We start from the raw sequence: 16,737 nt of genomic DNA on the forward strand, positions 1-16,737 counted from the left end.
ACTTGTGGAATTGTTGAACGATCCGTACGGTAGCGGCCATGTGACTCGTGCCACCATGAGTTCGTCCCCCTGTGAGGTGCCCTATGAACGTCAACGTCGCCGACGGCACCGCGAACGCGGCCCGCCCGTTCGGCTGGTATCGCTCGCTCGGCCACAAGGGCCGCCGCGCCTTCCTCGGCGCGTTCGGCGGCTACGGCCTCGATTCGTTCGACTACCAGACCCTCCCCTTCGGCCTGGCCGCGATCACCGCCTACTTCGGCATCACGTCCGGACAGGCGGGCCTGCTCAGCACGGTCACGCTGGTCGTGTCCGCGATCGGCGGCGTCGGAGCCGGCGTGCTCGCCGACCGCATCGGCCGGGTCCGCACGCTGCAGCTGACCATCGCGATGTACACGATCTTCACCGTGCTCTGCGGATTCGCGCCCAACTTCGAGACGCTGCTGATCTTCCGCGGCCTGCAAGGGCTCGGCTTCGGCGGCGAGTGGGCGGTCGGGGCCGCGCTGGTCGCCGAGTACTGCTCGGCCAAGTACCGCGGCCGCACGGTGGCGTTCGTGCAGAGCGCGTGGGCGGTGGGCTGGGGCCTGCTGGTGATCGTCTACACGGTGCTGTTCAGCGTGCTCGACCAGGACATCGCGTGGCGCGTGCTGTTCTGGGTCGGCGTGCTCCCGGCGCTGCTCGTGCTGTGGGTCCGGCGCAGCGTCGAGGACGCGCCGGAGGCCGCCGCCCGCCGGGTTTCGGCCAAGGTCAAAGGCTCGCTCGCCGGGATTTTCCGGCCGAATCTCCTGCGCACGACGGTTTTCGCCGCGCTGCTCGCGACCGGCGTCCAGGGCGGCTACTACACCCTGTTCACCTGGATGCCGAAGTACCTGCAGAGCAGCCGCGGCCTGTCGGTGGTCAACACCGGCGGCTACTTCGCGCTGCTGATCCCGGGCGCGTTCATCGGCTACGTCTGCGGCGGCTATCTCACCGACCTGCTCGGCCGGAAGAAGACGTTCCTGCTGTTCTCCGTGGTTTCCGCGCTTCTGATCGTGCTGTTCGTGCAGCTGCCCTACGGCGCGAACGGGCTGATGCTGCTGATCAGTTTCCCGCTCGGCTTCTCGACTTCCGCGATCTTCAGCGGCTTCGGCGCGTACCTCGCCGAGCTGTACCCGACCGCGCTGCGCGCCACCGGACAGGGCTTCACCTACAACTTCGGCCGCGCGGTCGGTGCCGCTTTCCCCGCTGTGGTGGGCTTTCTCGGGGCAGGCGGCGCGATCGTGCTCGGTGCGGTCGGCTATGCGATCGCCGCGGTAGCGCTGCTCGGGCTTCCGGAAACGCGAGGCAAGGAACTGGTGGAGGTATGACCACCTCCTACGATCCGTCGACGCTCGCTCCGGCCGAGGCCCGCGCGCTCTTCCGCGCCGGCACCGAACGCCCGACCACCGGCTGGGCCGATGGTTACGCGCAGACCAACCTGATCGCCGTCCCCGCGGACTGGGCTGACGACGTACGCGAGTTCTGCGCCCGCAACCCGCGGCCGTGCCCGGTACTCGACGTCAGCGAACCCGGCGATCCGACCACGCGGCTCGCGCCCGGCGCGGACCTGCGCACCGACCTGCCGCGCTACCGCGTCTGGCACAACGGCGCGCTGACCAGCGAAATCACCGACGCCACCGGGGTGTGGCGGAGCGACATGGTCGCGTTCTCCATCGGCTGCAGCTTCAGCTTCGAGACGTTGCTGCGCGCCGCGGGCATCCCGCTGCGGCACGTGGAGCAGGGCCGCAACGTTTCGATGTACGTGACAAACCGGCAGTGCGAACCGGCCGGACGGCTGAGCGGCCCGATGGTGGTGTCGATGCGGCAGATTCCGGAAACCCAGGTCGAGGAAGCCGTGCGCATCACCGCCGCGATGCCCGCGGTGCACGGCGCTCCGGTGCACGTCGGCGACCCGGCCGAGCTGGGCATCGCCGACCTCGCCCTGCCGGATTTCGGCGATCCGGTCGATGCCGAACCCGGTGACGTGCCGGTGTTCTGGGCCTGCGGCGTCACTCCGCAGGCGGCGCTGATGGCGTCCCGGCCGCCGTTCGCCATCACGCACGCCCCCGGCTACATGTTCCTGACCGACCGGCCCGACCGCGATTACCAGGTGGGATGACATGGACCTCAACAGCGACCTCGGCGAAGGCTTCGGTGCCTGGACGATGGGCGACGACGAAGCCATGCTCGACATCGTGACCAGCGCGAACATCGCGTGCGGCTTCCACGCGGGCGACGCGAGCGTGATGCGCCGCGTGTGCGAAAGCGCGGCGGAACGCGGCGTCGCCATCGGCGCGCACGTCGGCTACCGCGACCTGGCCGGCTTCGGCCGTCGCGCGCTCGACATCGCGCCGGAAGACCTCGCGGACGAAGTGCTGTACCAAATCGGCGCTCTCGACGCCTTCGCGCGCGCGGCGCACAGCTGCGTGCGTTACGTGAAGGCGCACGGCGCGCTGTACAACACCGCGGCTGTTGACCCAGAGCAGGCAGCTGCGCTTGTCGAAGGCGTACGGCGCTATCACACCGATCTGGCCCTGCTGTGTCCTCCGGATTCCGAGATGCTGCGCGCGGCTCAAGCGGCTGGCGTGCCTGCGTACGCAGAAGCGTTTGCCGATCGCGCGTACACGCCCGAAGGACGGCTGGTGTCGCGCAAACTGCCAACCGCAGTGCTGCACGACGCCGACGAAGTCGCGACGCGGGCGCTCACCATGGCGACCACCGGCGAGGTTGTCGACATCGACGGCGGCAAGCTCACGCTGCGGGCGGATTCCCTTTGCGTACACGGGGATACGCCCGGTGCGGTCGAGCTGGCCCGGCGGATTCGGGAGCTGCTCACCGAATCCGGAGTGGTGCTGAGGTCGTTCGTGTGAGCACTGTGCTGCGCTACGGCCGTTCCGCGTTGCTGGTCGAGGTCGATGACGTGCTCGGGTTTCAGGCGGCTTGCGAAGCCGCCCAGCCCGAGGGCGTCGTCGAACTCGTCCCGGCCGCCCGCACCCTGCTGGTCCGGTTCGACCCTGCTCGCACCGATTCCGCCACGTTGACCCGCTCGCTCGCTTCACTGTCCACAGTGGACGTATCTGCTCGGGAAACCGAGACCGTCACCCTGCCGGTGCGCTACGACGGCGCCGATCTGGCGGACGTCGCCGAGGCCACCGGACTGTCCGTTTCCGAGGTCGTGGAACGGCATTCGGCGGGCTCCTACGTCGCGGCGTTCTGCGGTTTCGCACCCGGTTTCGCCTACTTGACCGGCCTCGACCCGGTGTTGCACCTGCCGCGCCGGAGCACGCCGCGCACGCGCGTGCCAGCGGGTGCGGTGGCGATCGCGGGCGAGTACAGCGCGATCTACCCGCATCCCTCGCCCGGCGGCTGGCATCTGCTCGGCCACAGCGGCGCGCAGGTCTGGAGCGCTGAACGCGAGCAGCCGAACCTGCTGGTCCCCGGCACCCGAGTGCGATTCGAGGCGGTTCGGTGACCGGGAAAATCGAGATCCTCGCGCCCGGCCCGTTCTCGACCGTGCAAGACCTCGGCAGGCCCGGATACGCGGCAATTGGCGTCGGCCGGTCCGGCGCGGCCGACCGGGGTTCGCTGAAACTGGCGAACCGGCTCGTCGGCAACCCCGAAACGCACGCCGCGCTGGAGGTCACCCTCGGCGGCCTGAGGCTGCGGGTTTCCGAGCACACCGTCATCGCGGTCACCGGCGCGCAGCTGCCGATCCGCGCAGGTGGGCGAGCCGCTGCCGCCGGTGCGCCGATCGTCCTGCGGCCAGGGGACGAAGTCGAACTCGGCGTCCCTTCTCTCGGTTTGCGCAGCTACCTCGCGGTGCGCGGCGGCCTGGACGTGCCGCCGGTGCTCGGCGCGCGAGCCACCGACACGCTGGGCAAACTCGGGCCGCCGGTCCTCGCGGCCGGGATGTCGCTGCCGATCGGTTCCGTCGTGCGGAACACCCCTTGTGTCGACCTCGCCCCGCTGCCGCGGCTCACGGAAGAACCCGTGCTGCGCTTGGAGCCGGGGCCGCGACTGGACTGGTTCACCGAGTCCGCACTGTCCACTTTGCTCACTGGTGCCTACACCGTGACGAGCGATCTCGACCGCGTCGGCGTGCGCCTGGACGGCCCCGCGCTGACCCGCGCCCGCGCCGGCGAACTGGCCCCGGAAGCCGCCGTGCCGGGCGCGCTGCAGGTGCCGCCTTCCGGGGTGCCGATCCTGTTCCTCGCCGACCATCCGGTGACCGGCGGCTATCCCGTCGCCGCCGTCGTGGACGAGGACGACCTGGATCTCGCCGCCCAGCTCCGGCCCGGGCAACGGGTCCGGTTCAGAGCCCCGACACCCGCAGCGTGAGGTTGAGCCGGCCGGTCAGGCCAAGATCCGGATCCGCCGTGCCCGGCAGGGTTTTCGGCACTCCGTGGAACGCCAGCCGGGCAGGGCCGCCGAACACGAACAGGTCGCCCGAGCGCAGTTCGACGTCGGTGTATGGCCGGTTTCGGTGCTCGGTGTTGCCGAAGCGGAACAAGCACGTGTCACCGAGGCTCAGCGAGACCACGGGTTCGGTCGAAAGCTCGTCTTTGTCCTGGTGCATGCCCATTTTCGCGGTAGCGTCGTAGTAGTTCACGAGCGCTACGTCGGGCTGGTAGCCCTCGGCTGGCCGGTCGTAGGCGTCGGCGAGCGCACGGCGGCCGAGATCGGCGAGCCAGTCCGGGAACGGCTCCACCGGCGAACCGTCCTCGCGCAGCCGGTCGTAGCGGTACGGCCGCCACTGCCAGCCGAGACAGACCGTGCGCACCGACATCACCCCGCCGCCCGGCAGCCGGGTCGAACGGTAACCACGCCAGCCGCGACAGGCCGTGACGAGGTCGCGTTGTTCCTGCTCAGTGAGCCAATCCGGGACGTGCACCGCTCCCGGGGAAATCTCCCGGCGCGGACGCGGCAGCAGCTCCATCACGCCGCTCCGAGGAGGGCGGCCGCAGGAGCCGCCCTCCCGGGCGCTCCTGCGGCGGTTTCCCCTCGCCATTTGCCGCCAAGCTTCGGAGAATCCCACACCGCCGCGGGACCCGCCAGGTCTTCGTCAGCTACAACTCGGACTCGCCACCGAGGGTGCTCGCCAGTCACCATTCGTCACCCGAACTCGACGACGGTCACCCCGGCCCGGGCAGGCACCGGATCGCTCATCGCAGCGAGCGCCGCCGGCACTCCGTCCAGCCCGATCCGCGTGCCGATCAGCCCGGCCAGGTCGATCCCGGACCGCTCGACCACGCCGAGCAGTTCGGGGTACTCGTACGCCTGCAGCCCGTGGATCCCGACGATCTCCAATTCGCCGCCGACCACCCGATGCATCGGGATCGGCGGCACCCCCTGGCCGGGCGGCATCAACCCGGCCTGCACGTGCCGGCCGCGCTTGCGCAAACTACCCACCGAGGCCGCGCAGGTGGCTGGGGAGCCGAGACAGTCCAGCGACACGTGCGTACCGCCTTCAGTGCGCTCACGGACGTACGCGGCCAGCGCTTCCGGCCCGTCGAACGCGCTGGCGTCCACGCTCAGCACCGCACCGGACCGCTCCGCCAACGCACGCGCCTGCGGCGAGACGTCCACCGCCACCACCTTCGCACCCGCAGCAGCCGCCAGAAGGACTGCAGAGATGCCTACGCCGCCACAGCCGTACACAGACACCCACTGCCCCGCGCGTACGCCGCCCTGGCGCAACACTGCGCGGAAAGCAGTCCCGAAGCGGCAACCGAGCGCAGCAGCTTCCGCCGACGACATCGAGTCCGGCAAGGCGACCAGGTTCGTCTGGGCATGCTCAATGGCGACCAACTCGGCGAACGAACCCCAGTGGGTCGCGCCGGGCTGGAACTCGTCGTCGCAGATCTGCTGGTCGCCCTTGGCGCACTGCGCGCAGACCCCGCACGCGCACACGAACGGGACCGTCACCCGATCGCCGTTGGCCCAGCCCTTGACGCCCGTCCCGACCTCGACGATCCGCCCGGCGAGTTCGTGCCCGACGACGTGCGGCAGCCGGACCGCGCTGTCGTGGCCCTGCCAGGTGTGCCAATCGCTGCGGCACACCCCGGTCGCTTCGACCGCGATGACGACCCCGCCGTCCGGGGTTCCCGGATCCGGTACTTCCCGCACTTCCGGAAGCACGCCGAACTCTTCGATCACGACCGCACGCATAGGTCCGATCGTAGAAGCCGTCTCGCGGGCCGCTGGCTTCAGCTCACCCGGGCTCGCGTGCCCCCAATGTGGCATTGGGTGCATCTCACGCACCCAATGTGGCGTTCGGTGCATCTCACGCACCCAATGCCACATTGGGGTTTATCGGGGCACGCGCTCACCCAGCCGATAGGGCGGTCTGGCGCTCACCATCGTCGTAGGGCAGGCCGGGGTGAACGACGGTGCGTAAGCGTCGGAATGCCCCCGGCGCGCTTCGCCGTCCCGCCGCGGCCGGGCCGCACTCAGGGAAGCGGCTGGCCCGGCTGATGGAACTGGCCTCGCGGACGCGGCGGCCCGAGCAACCTGCGCAACGACCCGTCCGGCACGCCGAGGATCTGCTCGAGATTTCGCAACGCCCGCAACGATTCCGGGCGTTCCGGGCGGCAGCGCCCGGATTGCCAGTGGCTCAAGGTCGCGAGACTGACCGTCGTTCCCCTTCCCCGAAGCCGATATCTGATGCGTTCAAGGCCGAGCCCGCGGGCCCGGATCGCCGCGCGCAGCGCTTCGGCGAACGGGCCGGTTTCGAGCAATTGCCCGAGATCCCGCCCTGTTGCACTCCCCCGGTCGATAGTCGGTGTTCGCTGACCGGTCATCGCACACGCTCCGAACCACGTCGCTGGGAAACCTCGGAGCGTAGGCCGGACCACCCATGATCGGAAGGGTTTTCACCCTTGTGCGGAGAGTGCCCGGGCAATCGCGGCGAACGGTTCCGTGTAGCCGGAATTGACCGTGACACAGGAAATCCCCCACCGCTCGCGCCAGCGGAGAAGCATTTCCCCAGCGGCGTCAGGGTTTTCCGGCACGACGGTCACGGCCTTCTCCGCGACCAGTTGCGGCACGTCAACCCCGGTGTAGCGCGCCACGTGCGGCGAAGGCTTGTCCCCGATCGCGGTCAGGTTCACCGCCAATTCGACGTCCCGGTCTCCCGCGAACGAGCGGAAAGTGTCCACAATGGAGTCAGCCTGTTCCTCGGTGGTGCGCGGTCCCCAGGAAAACGTCACGACGTCGGCGGTGCGCGCGGCGAGCGCGAGCATTTTGGGCCCGGAACCCGCGAGCAATAACCGCGGCCGGTCGGGGCGCTGCGAAAGCACCTCGATGGTTTCCGCCAACCGGGCGACGCGTTCCCCCGGCGAAGCGAACTCGCGTCCCAGCGTTCCGGCGTGTTCGCCCGCCCCGGGATGGCCGACGCCCAACCCCAGCAGGAACCGGCCGCCAGTCGCCTGATGCAGTGAATCGGCCTGCCAGGCGAGGTTCCGGGCTTCACGGAACGGATCCGCCAGCACGAAGGTGCCGACGGTGAGCTTGCTCGTGACCGCGGCGGCGGCCGGCACGAGCGTCAACGGATCGAGCCCGCCGACCGGGTCGGTCGCGAACATCGTGTCGAGGCCCAGCTCCTCGATCCGGCGGGCCTGCGCGGTCCAGGACTCCAGATCCGGGGCGAACCCGGCGACGATCCCGAAGCGGAACGGCTTGGTAGTGGTCATGCCGACCATCGTCGGCGCGGGCGCGGTCCGGCACATCCGTCCGGCAGCGACACTCGCGCGTACGCTCCTCGGCGCAGCCGCCGTGCCCGGCTACGCCGTGCCCTCAGCGCAGGGTCACCGACAACGCCTGCGCGATCTCTTTGCCGATCGCGTGCGTGGCGGCGTCCGGCGGCTGCCCGACCTTCACCACCATCGGCCCGCCGAACGGCTGCCGCTCGACCACCTCGATGCGCTCGCCGAGGCCGATCGCGTGCTCGGTGAGGTAGCGCAGCAGGTCCGGATCGGTGTCCCACACGCGGACGATCTCGCCGACCGCGCCGGGAGGGAGGTCGTCCAGGATGCGCATCGGAAGTTCCTCGACGCTGCCGTCCGGGGCCGGGATCGGGTCGCCGTGCGGATCGCGCACCGGGTTGCCGAGTTTGGCCGCGATGCGCTCGACGAGCCGGTCGGAGACCGCGTGCTCCAGCGCGTCGGCCTCGGCGTGCACCTCGTCCCAGGTGTAGCCGAGTTCGGAGACCAGGTACGTCTCGATCAGCCGGTGCCTGCGCAGCACCGACCGGGCGAGCTGGCGCCCCTCGGCGGTCAGCTCGATGCCGCGGTAGGGCACGTGCGCGACCAGGCCGAGCTGCGAAAGCTTCGTGACCATGCCCGACGCCGACGACGGGCTCACCTCAAGCCGCCCGGCCAGCGACGCGTTGGTGACCGCCTCGCCCCGTTCGACCAGCCCGTAGATCACCCGCACGTAGTCCTCGACCGACGACGACCTCCGGACGGAACCATCTCCCATGCCGCATACGATACGGGGCCCGGCCCGCCGCGGTCGGCCGGTCAGCGCGGCCCGCGGTAGCCCGGTCGGGCTTGTCTCGGTCGCTTCGGCTCTCCGGACGGTGGTGCCGGTCAGCGGGAACCAGCCGGCCCCGTCATGATCGACGCGGCTTTACTGGCCGGGCTCGCGCCCAATCGTCCCGGTCACCAGACTCTGCCTGCTCACGGCCGCCAGCGGTAGCGGATCCAGCCCGGCACCGGCTCCGCGCCGAGCTGCGCGTAAAACGCTTCCGCCTTGGCGTTGCCCGCCTGCATGTCCCATTCGACCCGCCCCGCCGTGCGGGCGCGCAGTGCGTCGAGCAGTTCCCGGCCCAGTCCGTACCTGCGGTGCTCCGGGCGGATGAACAGGTCGTCGAGCCAGATGCCCGGGCGGCCCTCCCAGGTGGAGAAATTCCAGCTGCAGAAGGCGAACCCGGCGACGACGTCCGGACGTCCCGGCGGCGTGCAGATCAGCACCCACGCCTTCGGCTCCGGACCGAACAGGTGGCCGCTCATTTCGGCGCGGTCGAGTTTGAGGTCGTGCTTGTCCTCGTAGACCGCGTGTTCCTCGATGAGGCTGCAGATTTCCTCGACGTCCTCGAAGACGGCGTCGCGAACGGGCATCGGGCGCCCCTTTCTTGTCGGTGGTGGCGGCTACGGTGCGGGTATCAGAGCAAGGCTGTGGGAGTCCGGCGCGGCGGAGCCGGGGTGGAGCGTTTTGAGGTGGAAGGAGGTGGTGGTTGTTGAGGGGTGAATCGACAATTGAATAAGGCGATGAGTGGGCGAGCGCAGCGGCGAGTGGTGGAGAGCAGGCGCCCTGGGTGCTGAGTGGCGAGGCGCACCCAACCTGATCGGCGAACCATGCCGGACACGCGCGCTGACCGCCGAGCAGCGACGTGCGGGCAAGCCAACCGGCAAACGGTGCCGAGCAGGCAAACGCACCGCCGAACGGCAAGGCGCACCCAAGCCGATCGGCCAACGGCGGAGAACCCGCGCGCTGGGCACCGAGCAGCGAGGCGCACCCAACCTGATCGGCAAACCGTGCCGGACACGCGCGCTGACCATTGAGCGGCGAGACGCGGGCCAGCTCATCGGCGAACCGTGCCGGACGCGCAAGCGAACCGGTGAGCGGCGGAACGCACGCAACCCAACCGCAGAGCCATGGCGAGCACGCCACCCAACCGCAGAGCCATGGCCAGCACGCCGCCCAACTGCGGAGCAACGGCGAGCACGCCACCCACCCGGCGAGCAACCCAGCCCGCCAGCCGAGCGAACCCGTGCCACCCCCATCACGCCGCCTCGTAAAGAAGCTCGCCGCCCACCGCGGTGCCGAGTACCCGCGCGTCCTCCACAGTGGACAGTGGATCCGCGGACAGCACAACGAAGTCCGCGAGCTTCCCCGGCTCCAGCGTGCCGAGGTAGCTTTCCGCGAAGGTGGCGTACGCCGAGCCGTACGTGTAGGCGCGCAGGGCCTCCGCCGGGGTCAGCGCCTCCTCGACGGCGAACGGTTCGCCGGTGGACGTCCGGCGGTGGACCATGTCGGCGAGGCCCAGCAGCGGGGCACCGTCGACGACCGGGCGATCTGAGCTGGCGGGGAGCACGCATCCGGCGTCGAGGACGCTGCGGAGGCGGTAGCACCACGGCACCCGCGATTCGCCGAGTGCCGCGCGCATGCCGTCGCCCAGCTCGTTGACGAACCGGCCTTGCGGGGAGGCGATCAGGCCCAGCGAGGCCAGACGGGTCAGCTCCGCGGGCGGGAGCACGGCGCAGTGCTCGATGCGGTGCCGGTGGTCGGCGCGCGGGTTGGCGGCCAGTGCGGCTTCGTAGGCGTCCAGGACGACCGTGACGGCTCGGTCGCCGATGGCGTGGGTCGCGATTTGCCAGCCGGCGTCGTGGGCTTGGCGGATGGTGCGCGCCAGTTCGTCCTCGGGCACCTGGAAGTAGCCGCGGTTGTCCGGTTCGCCGGCGAAGGGTTCGTGCATCGCGCAGGTGCGGCCGATCAGCGAGCCGTCGGCGAAGAGCTTCATCGGGCCGACGCGCAGCCACTCGTCGCCGAGGCCGGTGCGCAGGCCCAGGTCCAGGCCGAAGCCGGCGCCGTCGGGCAGGTCGTGCAGGACGCTCGCGGCGACCATCACCGTGCTCCGCACGCGCAGGACGCCGCGTTCGCGCGCGAGCTGGTACGCGGCCAGTTCCGCGGGCGTCTCGCCGACCAGGCCACCGCCGATACCGGCTTCCTGGACGCTCGTGATGCCTTCGGACAGGTACTGCTGGCTCGCTCGGTCGAGGCCGCGGACCACCGACTCGAGCGGCGTCGGATACGTCAGCGGGCGCAGCAGCAGCTGTGCCTGCTCGCGCAGCAAGCCGGTCGGCGAGCCGTCCAGACCCAGGACTACGTCGCCGCCGACGGGCACGTTCGCCAGGTCCAGCCGGTCCAGCACCGCGGAGTTGACGAGCGTCATGTGGCCGGACGTGTGCTTGAGCCGCACGAGCATGCCAGGGGCGGCGCGGTCCAGGCCGTGCCGGTCCGGATGCTCGCCGCCGGCAAGTTTGTTCTGGTCGTAGCCGCTGCCGACGACCCAGCTCCCGGCGGGCAGTTCGGCCGCGCGCCGCGCCACGGCGGCGTACACCTCGTCGACGCTGCGGCAGTCGCTGAGCGGCACGTCGTCCAGGCCCATGCCGAACCAGGCCATGTGGTTGTGCGCGTCGTGGAACCCGGGCGCGACGAAGCCCCCGCCGAGATCCACCCGGCGGCGGGCGGACAGCTCGCGCGCGTCGTCGCCCAGCGCGACGATCCGGCCGTGCAGCACCGCCAGCGCGGTGTCGCCGGTGACCAGCCTGGCGTTCTCGTACACCGCGTCAACCTGCATGCCTCCGACACTATCGATCGATCGATCGAACGTCTAGGCTCACCGTCATGAGCACCGTTGACCTGGCCGTCGAGGGCGGCATCGCGCAGATCCGGCTGAACCGGCCCGAGCGGCTCAACGCCGTCGCGCCCGTGCTGGTGGACGACTTCCTGACCGCGCTGGAGGCGGTCGCGCACAGTGACGCCCGCGTCGTGCTGCTGTCGGGCAACGGCCGCGCCTTCTGTGCCGGACACGACCTGAAGGAACCCACCCCGGCGGGTGATTCCCGCGCCCGGCTGGAGCGGCTCCAGGACGTCACGCGCCGGCTGCGCGCGCTGCGTCAGCCGGTCATCGCAGCTGTGCACGGGTACGCGATCGGCGCGGGTGCGGAGTTCGCGCTGGGTTGCGACCTCATCCTGGCTGCCGAGGACGCGGTGTTCGCGTTCCCTGAGGTGTCGCTGGGGTTGAGCGTCACCGGTGCCGCGTCCAGGCTGCTTCCGCTGCTGGTCGGGCCGGTCAAGGCCAAGGAACTGCTCCTGCTCGGCGACCGGTTCGACGGCCGTCGCGCGCATGACATCGGCCTCGTCAACGCCGCCGTGCCAGCGGACGAGCTGATGCCGCTCGCGCTCGGCTGGGCGGAGAAGATCGCGCATCATCCGCCGGAGGCCGCCGCGATGGCCAAGCGGGCGCTGGACGCCGGGATCGACCACGCCTTCGATTCGGCGCTGGAACTCGAGGTCACCCACGCTTTGATCACCGAGCACTCGGCCGCCGTCCGCGAGTCGACCGAAGCGTTCCGGAGCCGGGCGTGACGCCGCTGCAGGACATCGACACGCTGGTCGCGCTGGTTACGCACGCCGCGCAGCTCTGGCCGGAACGCACTGCGTGGATCTTCGACAGCACCAGCACCCGATTCACCTTCGCCGAAGTCGACGACCGCAGCGGACGCCTGGCGAAAGCGCTCCAAGACCAAGGCATCCAGGCGGGCGATCGCGTAGCGGTAATGCTCCGCAACGAGCCGGAGTTCCCGCTCCTGTGGCTCGCGCTCGCCAAACTCGGCGCCGTACTGGTTCCGGTGAACATCAACTACCGCGAATTCGACGGCGCGCACGTTCTGCGCCACTCCGGCGCGCGACTGGCTGTAGCCGCCGAAGAGTTCGTGGAACTGCTGGAGAAGATCGCGCCGGAAACAGCGGTGGAACGCGTCCTCACGCCAGCCGCGCTGGTGTCGGAAACGCGCTACGAACCGGCAGCCGTAGTGGCCGAACAGCCGGTCAACATCCAGTACACGTCCGGCACCACCGGCGCGCCGAAGGGCTGCGTACTGCCGCACCGCTACTGGACCACGCTCGCGCTCGGCCTCGCCACCGGCTTCCCCGCCGTCAGCGAAGACGACATTCTGCTTACCGCGCAACCCTTCCACTACATCGATCCACAGTGGAACGTCGCGCTCGCGCTGGCCGCCGGAGCGACGCTCGTCGTGCTGGACCGCTTCCACCCGTCCACGTTCTGGGCGAAGGTCCGCGAGTACGAGGTCACCTGGTTCTACTGCCTCGGCCTGATGCCGACGCTGCTGCTGCGCCAGCCGCCGCATCCGGACGACCGGAACCACCGCGTCCGCGCGATCAGCGCGTCGGCGATCCCCCCTGATCTGCACGCTCAGCTGGAAGAACGCTGGGGCGTGCCGTGGTACGAGGCGTTCGGGATGACCGAGACCGGCGGCGACATCCGGGTTTCCGAGGCCGATCACGACGCCGCGGTGGGCACCGGCTGCATCGGCCGGCCGACCCGCGACCGCGAAGTGATGATCGCCGACGAAGATGGGAAACCGTTGCCACGCGGGGAAACTGGCGAACTGCTGATCCGCGGCATCGGGCTGATGCACGGCTACCACGACGATCCCGAAGCGACCGCGCGCGCCTTCGCCGGCGGCTGGTTCCACACCGGCGACCTCGCGCGCATGGACACCGAAGGTCGCGTCTACTACCTCGGCCGCACCAAGGACATGATCCGGCGCAGCGGCGAGAACATCTCCGCCGACGAAGTCGAGCGTGCCCTGCTGCAGCATCCGAAAGTGCAGCTCACGGCCGTGCTCGCGGTGCCGGACGAGCTGCGCGGCGAGGAAGTGAAGGCGTACGTCGTGTGCGGCGAGAACCGCCCGTCGCCCGAGGAGCTGGCGGAGTTCTGCGCTCAGCAACTGGCGTACTTCAAGGTGCCGAGGTTCTGGACCTTCGCCGACGATCTGCCGCGCACGCCGTCGGAACGCGTCGCCAAGGGTGAACTGCGGAAAGTCGCCGACCTCCGAGCCGGCTCGTGGGACCGCAGCACCGGGGAGTGGCAGTGAGCAGCGGTGAGCGGGTGCGGGCAGCAGCCGTGAAACTGTTCGCCACCAAGGGTTTCCACGGCACAGGCATTCGGGATCTGGCGCAGGAAGCCGAGCTTTCTTCGGCGACGCTCTATCACTACATGGGCACCAAGGAAGATCTTCTTGTCGAAATCATGACGACCTCGCTGCACCGCTTGATCGACGCGGTCGCGAAGGCCACCGCGGGCAGCGACGATCCGGTGGTCCGGCTGCGCACGCTGGTCGCGCTGCATGTCCTCGCGCACGCCGCCCAGCCTGGCGAAACCCGGGTGGTGGACAACGAAGTCGACGCGCTTTCGGCTCCGGCGCGTGCCCGGGTCGTCGCGCTGCGGGACGAATACGAGCAGTACTGGGCGAAGGCGATCGAAGACGGCGCCGCGGCGAACGTGTTCCACACCGCACAACCGACCGTGACGCGGCTCGCGCTGCTGGAAATGTGCAGCGGCGTGGCCAGGTGGTATTCGCCGAAGGGCCCGCTCAAGCTCGAAGGCCTGGCCACGCACTACGCCGAACTGGCGCTGCGAGCGCTCGGCCATCCGGTCGCGGTCCGTGCGGAAGACCTCCGGCAGTGCCTCGAAGTGGTCGCCCAAGTGTGGGATCTGCCCGGCGAGGAGGGCTTTTAGGGCCGTACGCCTTGCTCAGACGGCGAACGTGGGGGACGCTCGAAGGGTGAGTGAGCAAACGATCCAACTCGAACTGGACGATTCGGGGCTCTCGCCCGGCCTGCCCGTACCTGCCAACCCTCGCGATCAGGTCCAGGACGTCCCGTATCGGCCGGTCGAATTCCGCGACGACGATCTGCCCAGCGCGCTGGAACGCTGTGCAGTGTGGCTGCGTCAGGCGCAGGAGTGGCTCGGCGAACCGCTCGACGTGCTCGCGATCCACCTCGATTACGACGAGCGACAGGGATCGCCCTACTACGACGTGAAGGTGCTCTGCAACGAGGAAGACCTCGCCGGAGTCCCGATCGCCATGCGCAACAACAAGTAGTCTCGTCATTCCGCCGCGAAGGCCCCCTCGGAGTCCGAGGGGGCCTTCGCCGCGTTTCGGATAGGGGCATGACAAACCTCGCCGCGCCCCGGCAAGATCGGAGGCGGACGAGGGAGGGAATGCCGGTGACCGAAATCGTGGTGCGCTGGTCCGAACCGCTGCCCGCGGAGGATCGCTACCTGAAGCTGCTGGACGACCTGGAACGCGGCCGTTACGACGCGTACCGGCTCGAAATCGACCAGCGCCGCTTCCTGACCGGCCGGGTGCTCGCGAAGACCCTCGTCGCGGAACGTCTCGGCGGCGCGGCGGAGTCCGTGCGCTTCGACGCGACCTGCGACGACTGCGGCAAACCGCACGGCCGTCCGCGCGTGCCGGGCTCGGACCTCGTGCTGTCGATCTCGCATTCGGGCAATCTGATCGGTCTCGCGGTCACTGACGGGGTGCCAGTGGGCCTCGACGTCGAAACCGCCAGCCGCAAGGCGGACGCCTCGCTCGTCGACTACGCGCTGAGCCCGGCCGAGCGGGAAGCCGTCGCGGGCCTGTCCGACGAGGAGCGTTCGGCGGCGTTCTTCATCTACTGGACGCGCAAGGAAGCGGTGATGAAGGCCACCGGCAAGGGGCTGAAAATCCCGCTGCAGAGCATCACGTTCTCCCGCTACGACGCCCCCGCCGAGCTGGTGGTCTCCGGCGACGAAGCGCTCGACCCGGCGCGGACCCGGCTCGCGGACCTCAAGGCGGCCGACGGGCATCGGGCGGCGGTGGCGGCGCTGACCTCGGACAGCCTGAGCGTCACCGAGGAGCGCTGGCTGCCGTAAACCGTCACGAGGCGCTGTCGTCCAGCCCCATCGCGCCGAGCAGCGTGCGGAACTTCGCGATCGTCTCCTGGTACTCGGTGTCCGGATCCGACGCGGGCACGATGCCGCCGCCCGCGTAGAGCCGCATCGACTGCTCGGCCACCTCGGCGCACCGGATCGCGACGGCCCATTCGCCGTCGCCCGCCGCGTCGACCCAGCCGACCGCGCCCGCGTAGTAACCGCGGTCGAAGGGCTCCAGCTCCTGCACCAGGTCGCGCGCGGCGACGGTCGGGGTGCCGCAGACCGCGGGCGTCGGGTGCATCGCGGCGGCGAGGTCGAGAGCGGTCACCGAGCGGTCGGCCAGCTCGCCGGTGATGGACGTCCGCAGATGCCAGATCGCGGGCGTGGACACCAGCTCAGGACCGGCGGGGACGTCGAGCTTCCGGCAGAACGGCCGCAGCGACTCGACGACGTAGTCGATGACCAGATCGTGCTCTTCCCGGTCCTTCGCGGACGCGAGGAGGGCTTCGCCGTTGGCCCGGTCGGTCTCCGGGTCGGCCGAACGCGGCATCGACCCGGCGTGCGGGGTCGTGAACACGGAGTCGCCCGTCCGGGAAAGCAGCAGCTCAGGGGTGGCCCCGACGAGGGTGCGGCCGCCGGGGAGTTCGGCGGCATAGGTGAAGTGGCGCGGGTTGCCGCGCGCGAGGTTGCGCACGATCGCCTCGACCGGGATCGGCGCGTCGAATTCCAGCTCGAGCGCACGGGCCAGCACGGCTTTGCGCAGGTCGCGGTCGCGCAGAGCGGCTACGGCCGCGCGCACGTTCTCGCGGTGGCCGTCAGCGGACGGGAGCCGCCGGGTGGCCGCCGGGGCGGGCAGAGCGGCGGCGGGAGGCGCGGGCGGGGTCTCAGCGTCCGCCTGGGCGCGATGCACCGTCCGGGGCAGCACGAGGTGCCCCGGCGAGGTCGCGCCGGGTCCGGTGTCGAACGGCAGCACGCCGACGGCGAGCGGCACGCCGGAACGGTCCAGCTCGGCGGCTGCCGAGCGGGCGAGGCGGCGCGGGTCGGCGTCGGTGACGGTCTCGAGCGCACCGCGGGCGAGCAGGGCCCGCCGGGCGGTCGCGAACAAGAAGTCGCCGCGCTGGTAGCGGACGGTGGTCTGCGCCGGGGTCGCCGGCGCGGTACTGGTCGGCACTCCGTCAGCGTCCCAGCATCCGGGAGCGCCGCGGGGAAAG

Annotated in this window: 18 protein-coding genes; 10 read left to right on the forward strand and 8 right to left on the reverse strand. The window is 70.3% G+C overall.

Features of this window, described 5'->3' with window-relative positions; genetic code table 11:
- The first annotated feature begins 83 nt into the window (after nucleotides 1-83).
- Genes ACWGIC_RS14265 through ACWGIC_RS14285 form a run of 5 tightly spaced genes read left to right on the forward strand, consistent with a single transcriptional unit; the run spans nucleotide 84 to nucleotide 4,353 of the window.
- Nucleotides 84-1,343 carry an MFS transporter gene (locus ACWGIC_RS14265; protein ID WP_452076342.1) on the forward strand — a complete coding sequence of 420 codons (1,260 nt, stop codon included), beginning with the start codon at nucleotides 84-86 and terminating at the stop codon, nucleotides 1,341-1,343.
- A complete protein-coding gene (locus ACWGIC_RS14270; RefSeq protein ID WP_452076343.1) occupies nucleotides 1,340-2,134 on the forward strand; it encodes a putative hydro-lyase in 795 nt (264 codons plus the stop codon). The genes ACWGIC_RS14265 and ACWGIC_RS14270 overlap by 4 nt, the downstream gene beginning before the upstream one ends.
- A 1-nt stretch (nucleotide 2,135) precedes the next feature.
- Nucleotides 2,136-2,885 (forward strand): LamB/YcsF family protein, encoded by a 750-nt coding sequence (locus ACWGIC_RS14275; RefSeq protein ID WP_452076344.1) that lies wholly within the window; start codon nucleotides 2,136-2,138, stop codon nucleotides 2,883-2,885.
- Nucleotides 2,882-3,487: a 5-oxoprolinase subunit B family protein gene (locus ACWGIC_RS14280; protein ID WP_452076345.1), complete on the forward strand. Its 606-nt coding sequence runs from the start codon at nucleotides 2,882-2,884 to the stop codon at nucleotides 3,485-3,487. Before ACWGIC_RS14275 ends, ACWGIC_RS14280 begins: the two co-directional genes overlap by 4 nt.
- Nucleotides 3,484-4,353 carry a 5-oxoprolinase subunit C family protein gene (locus ACWGIC_RS14285; protein ID WP_452076346.1) on the forward strand — a complete coding sequence of 290 codons (870 nt, stop codon included), beginning with the start codon at nucleotides 3,484-3,486 and terminating at the stop codon, nucleotides 4,351-4,353. Before ACWGIC_RS14280 ends, ACWGIC_RS14285 begins: the two co-directional genes overlap by 4 nt.
- On the opposite strand, the gene ACWGIC_RS14290 is transcribed toward ACWGIC_RS14285, so the two are convergent.
- The 7 genes from ACWGIC_RS14290 to ACWGIC_RS14320 all read right to left on the reverse strand — a co-directional run bounded on the left by ACWGIC_RS14290 (nucleotide 4,328) and on the right by ACWGIC_RS14320 (nucleotide 11,377).
- Nucleotides 4,328-4,954, reverse strand: coding sequence for an alpha-ketoglutarate-dependent dioxygenase AlkB family protein (locus ACWGIC_RS14290; RefSeq protein ID WP_452076347.1), 627 nt, complete (start codon nucleotides 4,952-4,954; stop codon nucleotides 4,328-4,330). The two genes, ACWGIC_RS14285 and ACWGIC_RS14290, sit on opposite strands and share 26 nt — an antisense overlap.
- Nucleotides 4,955-5,127: 173 nt before the next feature.
- Entirely contained in the window at nucleotides 5,128-6,183 is a 1,056-nt protein-coding gene (locus tag ACWGIC_RS14295) for an alcohol dehydrogenase catalytic domain-containing protein (protein ID WP_452076348.1), read from the reverse strand.
- A 281-nt stretch (nucleotides 6,184-6,464) separates the two neighbouring features.
- Nucleotides 6,465-6,815 carry a transcriptional regulator gene (locus ACWGIC_RS14300; protein WP_452076349.1) on the reverse strand — a complete coding sequence of 117 codons (351 nt, stop codon included), beginning with the start codon at nucleotides 6,813-6,815 and terminating at the stop codon, nucleotides 6,465-6,467.
- Nucleotides 6,816-6,887: 72 nt separating this feature from the next.
- A complete protein-coding gene (locus tag ACWGIC_RS14305) occupies nucleotides 6,888-7,706 on the reverse strand; it encodes an LLM class flavin-dependent oxidoreductase (protein WP_452076350.1) in 819 nt (272 codons plus the stop codon).
- A 103-nt stretch (nucleotides 7,707-7,809) separates the two neighbouring features.
- A complete protein-coding gene (locus tag ACWGIC_RS14310; protein WP_037369486.1) occupies nucleotides 7,810-8,493 on the reverse strand; it encodes a metal-dependent transcriptional regulator in 684 nt (227 codons plus the stop codon).
- Nucleotides 8,494-8,693: 200 nt separating this feature from the next.
- The gene (locus ACWGIC_RS14315; protein ID WP_452076351.1) at nucleotides 8,694-9,134 is read right to left on the reverse strand and encodes an N-acetyltransferase family protein; all 441 of its coding nucleotides are present in this window, start codon (nucleotides 9,132-9,134) and stop codon (nucleotides 8,694-8,696) included.
- A 665-nt stretch (nucleotides 9,135-9,799) separates the two neighbouring features.
- Entirely contained in the window at nucleotides 9,800-11,377 is a 1,578-nt protein-coding gene (locus tag ACWGIC_RS14320) for an amidohydrolase (RefSeq protein WP_452076352.1), read from the reverse strand.
- Between the two features lie 47 nt (nucleotides 11,378-11,424).
- Here ACWGIC_RS14320 and ACWGIC_RS14325 point away from each other — a divergent pair, with 47 nt between their 5' ends.
- The 5 genes from ACWGIC_RS14325 (at nucleotide 11,425) to ACWGIC_RS14345 (ending at nucleotide 15,526) form a co-directional block, all read left to right on the forward strand.
- Entirely contained in the window at nucleotides 11,425-12,168 is a 744-nt protein-coding gene (locus tag ACWGIC_RS14325) for an enoyl-CoA hydratase/isomerase family protein (protein ID WP_452076353.1), read from the forward strand.
- Complete coding sequence (locus ACWGIC_RS14330; RefSeq protein ID WP_452076354.1) at nucleotides 12,165-13,700, forward strand: ATP-dependent acyl-CoA ligase; 1,536 nt, start codon at nucleotides 12,165-12,167, stop codon at nucleotides 13,698-13,700. Before ACWGIC_RS14325 ends, ACWGIC_RS14330 begins: the two co-directional genes overlap by 4 nt.
- Complete coding sequence (locus ACWGIC_RS14335; protein WP_452076355.1) at nucleotides 13,697-14,344, forward strand: TetR/AcrR family transcriptional regulator; 648 nt, start codon at nucleotides 13,697-13,699, stop codon at nucleotides 14,342-14,344. The genes ACWGIC_RS14330 and ACWGIC_RS14335 overlap by 4 nt, the downstream gene beginning before the upstream one ends.
- 46 nt (nucleotides 14,345-14,390) lie before the next feature.
- Nucleotides 14,391-14,711, forward strand: a complete 321-nt coding sequence (locus ACWGIC_RS14340) for a hypothetical protein (protein WP_452076356.1) — start codon at nucleotides 14,391-14,393, stop codon at nucleotides 14,709-14,711.
- A 125-nt stretch (nucleotides 14,712-14,836) separates the two neighbouring features.
- The gene (locus tag ACWGIC_RS14345; RefSeq protein WP_452076357.1) at nucleotides 14,837-15,526 is read left to right on the forward strand and encodes a 4'-phosphopantetheinyl transferase family protein; all 690 of its coding nucleotides are present in this window, start codon (nucleotides 14,837-14,839) and stop codon (nucleotides 15,524-15,526) included.
- 4 nt (nucleotides 15,527-15,530) lie between these two features.
- Here ACWGIC_RS14345 and ACWGIC_RS14350 read toward each other — a convergent pair whose 3' ends face one another.
- Nucleotides 15,531-16,697, reverse strand: a complete 1,167-nt coding sequence (locus ACWGIC_RS14350; protein WP_452076358.1) for an isochorismate synthase — start codon at nucleotides 16,695-16,697, stop codon at nucleotides 15,531-15,533.
- Nucleotides 16,698-16,737 lie beyond the last annotated feature (40 nt).

The organism is Amycolatopsis sp. NPDC054798, assembly GCF_053611505.1.

Coding starts and splice junctions, on each gene's coding strand:
- ACWGIC_RS14265 (WP_452076342.1), top strand. CDS start 84: ATGAACGTCAACGTCGCCGACGGCACCGCGAACGCGGCCCGCCCGTTC.
- ACWGIC_RS14270 (WP_452076343.1), top strand. CDS start 1,340: ATGACCACCTCCTACGATCCGTCGACGCTCGCTCCGGCCGAGGCCCGC.
- ACWGIC_RS14275 (WP_452076344.1), top strand. CDS start 2,136: ATGGACCTCAACAGCGACCTCGGCGAAGGCTTCGGTGCCTGGACGATG.
- ACWGIC_RS14295 (WP_452076348.1), bottom strand. CDS start 6,183: ATGCGTGCGGTCGTGATCGAAGAGTTCGGCGTGCTTCCGGAAGTGCGG.
- ACWGIC_RS14300 (WP_452076349.1), bottom strand. CDS start 6,815: ATGACCGGTCAGCGAACACCGACTATCGACCGGGGGAGTGCAACAGGG.
- ACWGIC_RS14305 (WP_452076350.1), bottom strand. CDS start 7,706: ATGACCACTACCAAGCCGTTCCGCTTCGGGATCGTCGCCGGGTTCGCC.
- ACWGIC_RS14310 (WP_037369486.1), bottom strand. CDS start 8,493: ATGGGAGATGGTTCCGTCCGGAGGTCGTCGTCGGTCGAGGACTACGTG.
- ACWGIC_RS14315 (WP_452076351.1), bottom strand. CDS start 9,134: ATGCCCGTTCGCGACGCCGTCTTCGAGGACGTCGAGGAAATCTGCAGC.
- ACWGIC_RS14320 (WP_452076352.1), bottom strand. CDS start 11,377: ATGCAGGTTGACGCGGTGTACGAGAACGCCAGGCTGGTCACCGGCGAC.
- ACWGIC_RS14325 (WP_452076353.1), top strand. CDS start 11,425: ATGAGCACCGTTGACCTGGCCGTCGAGGGCGGCATCGCGCAGATCCGG.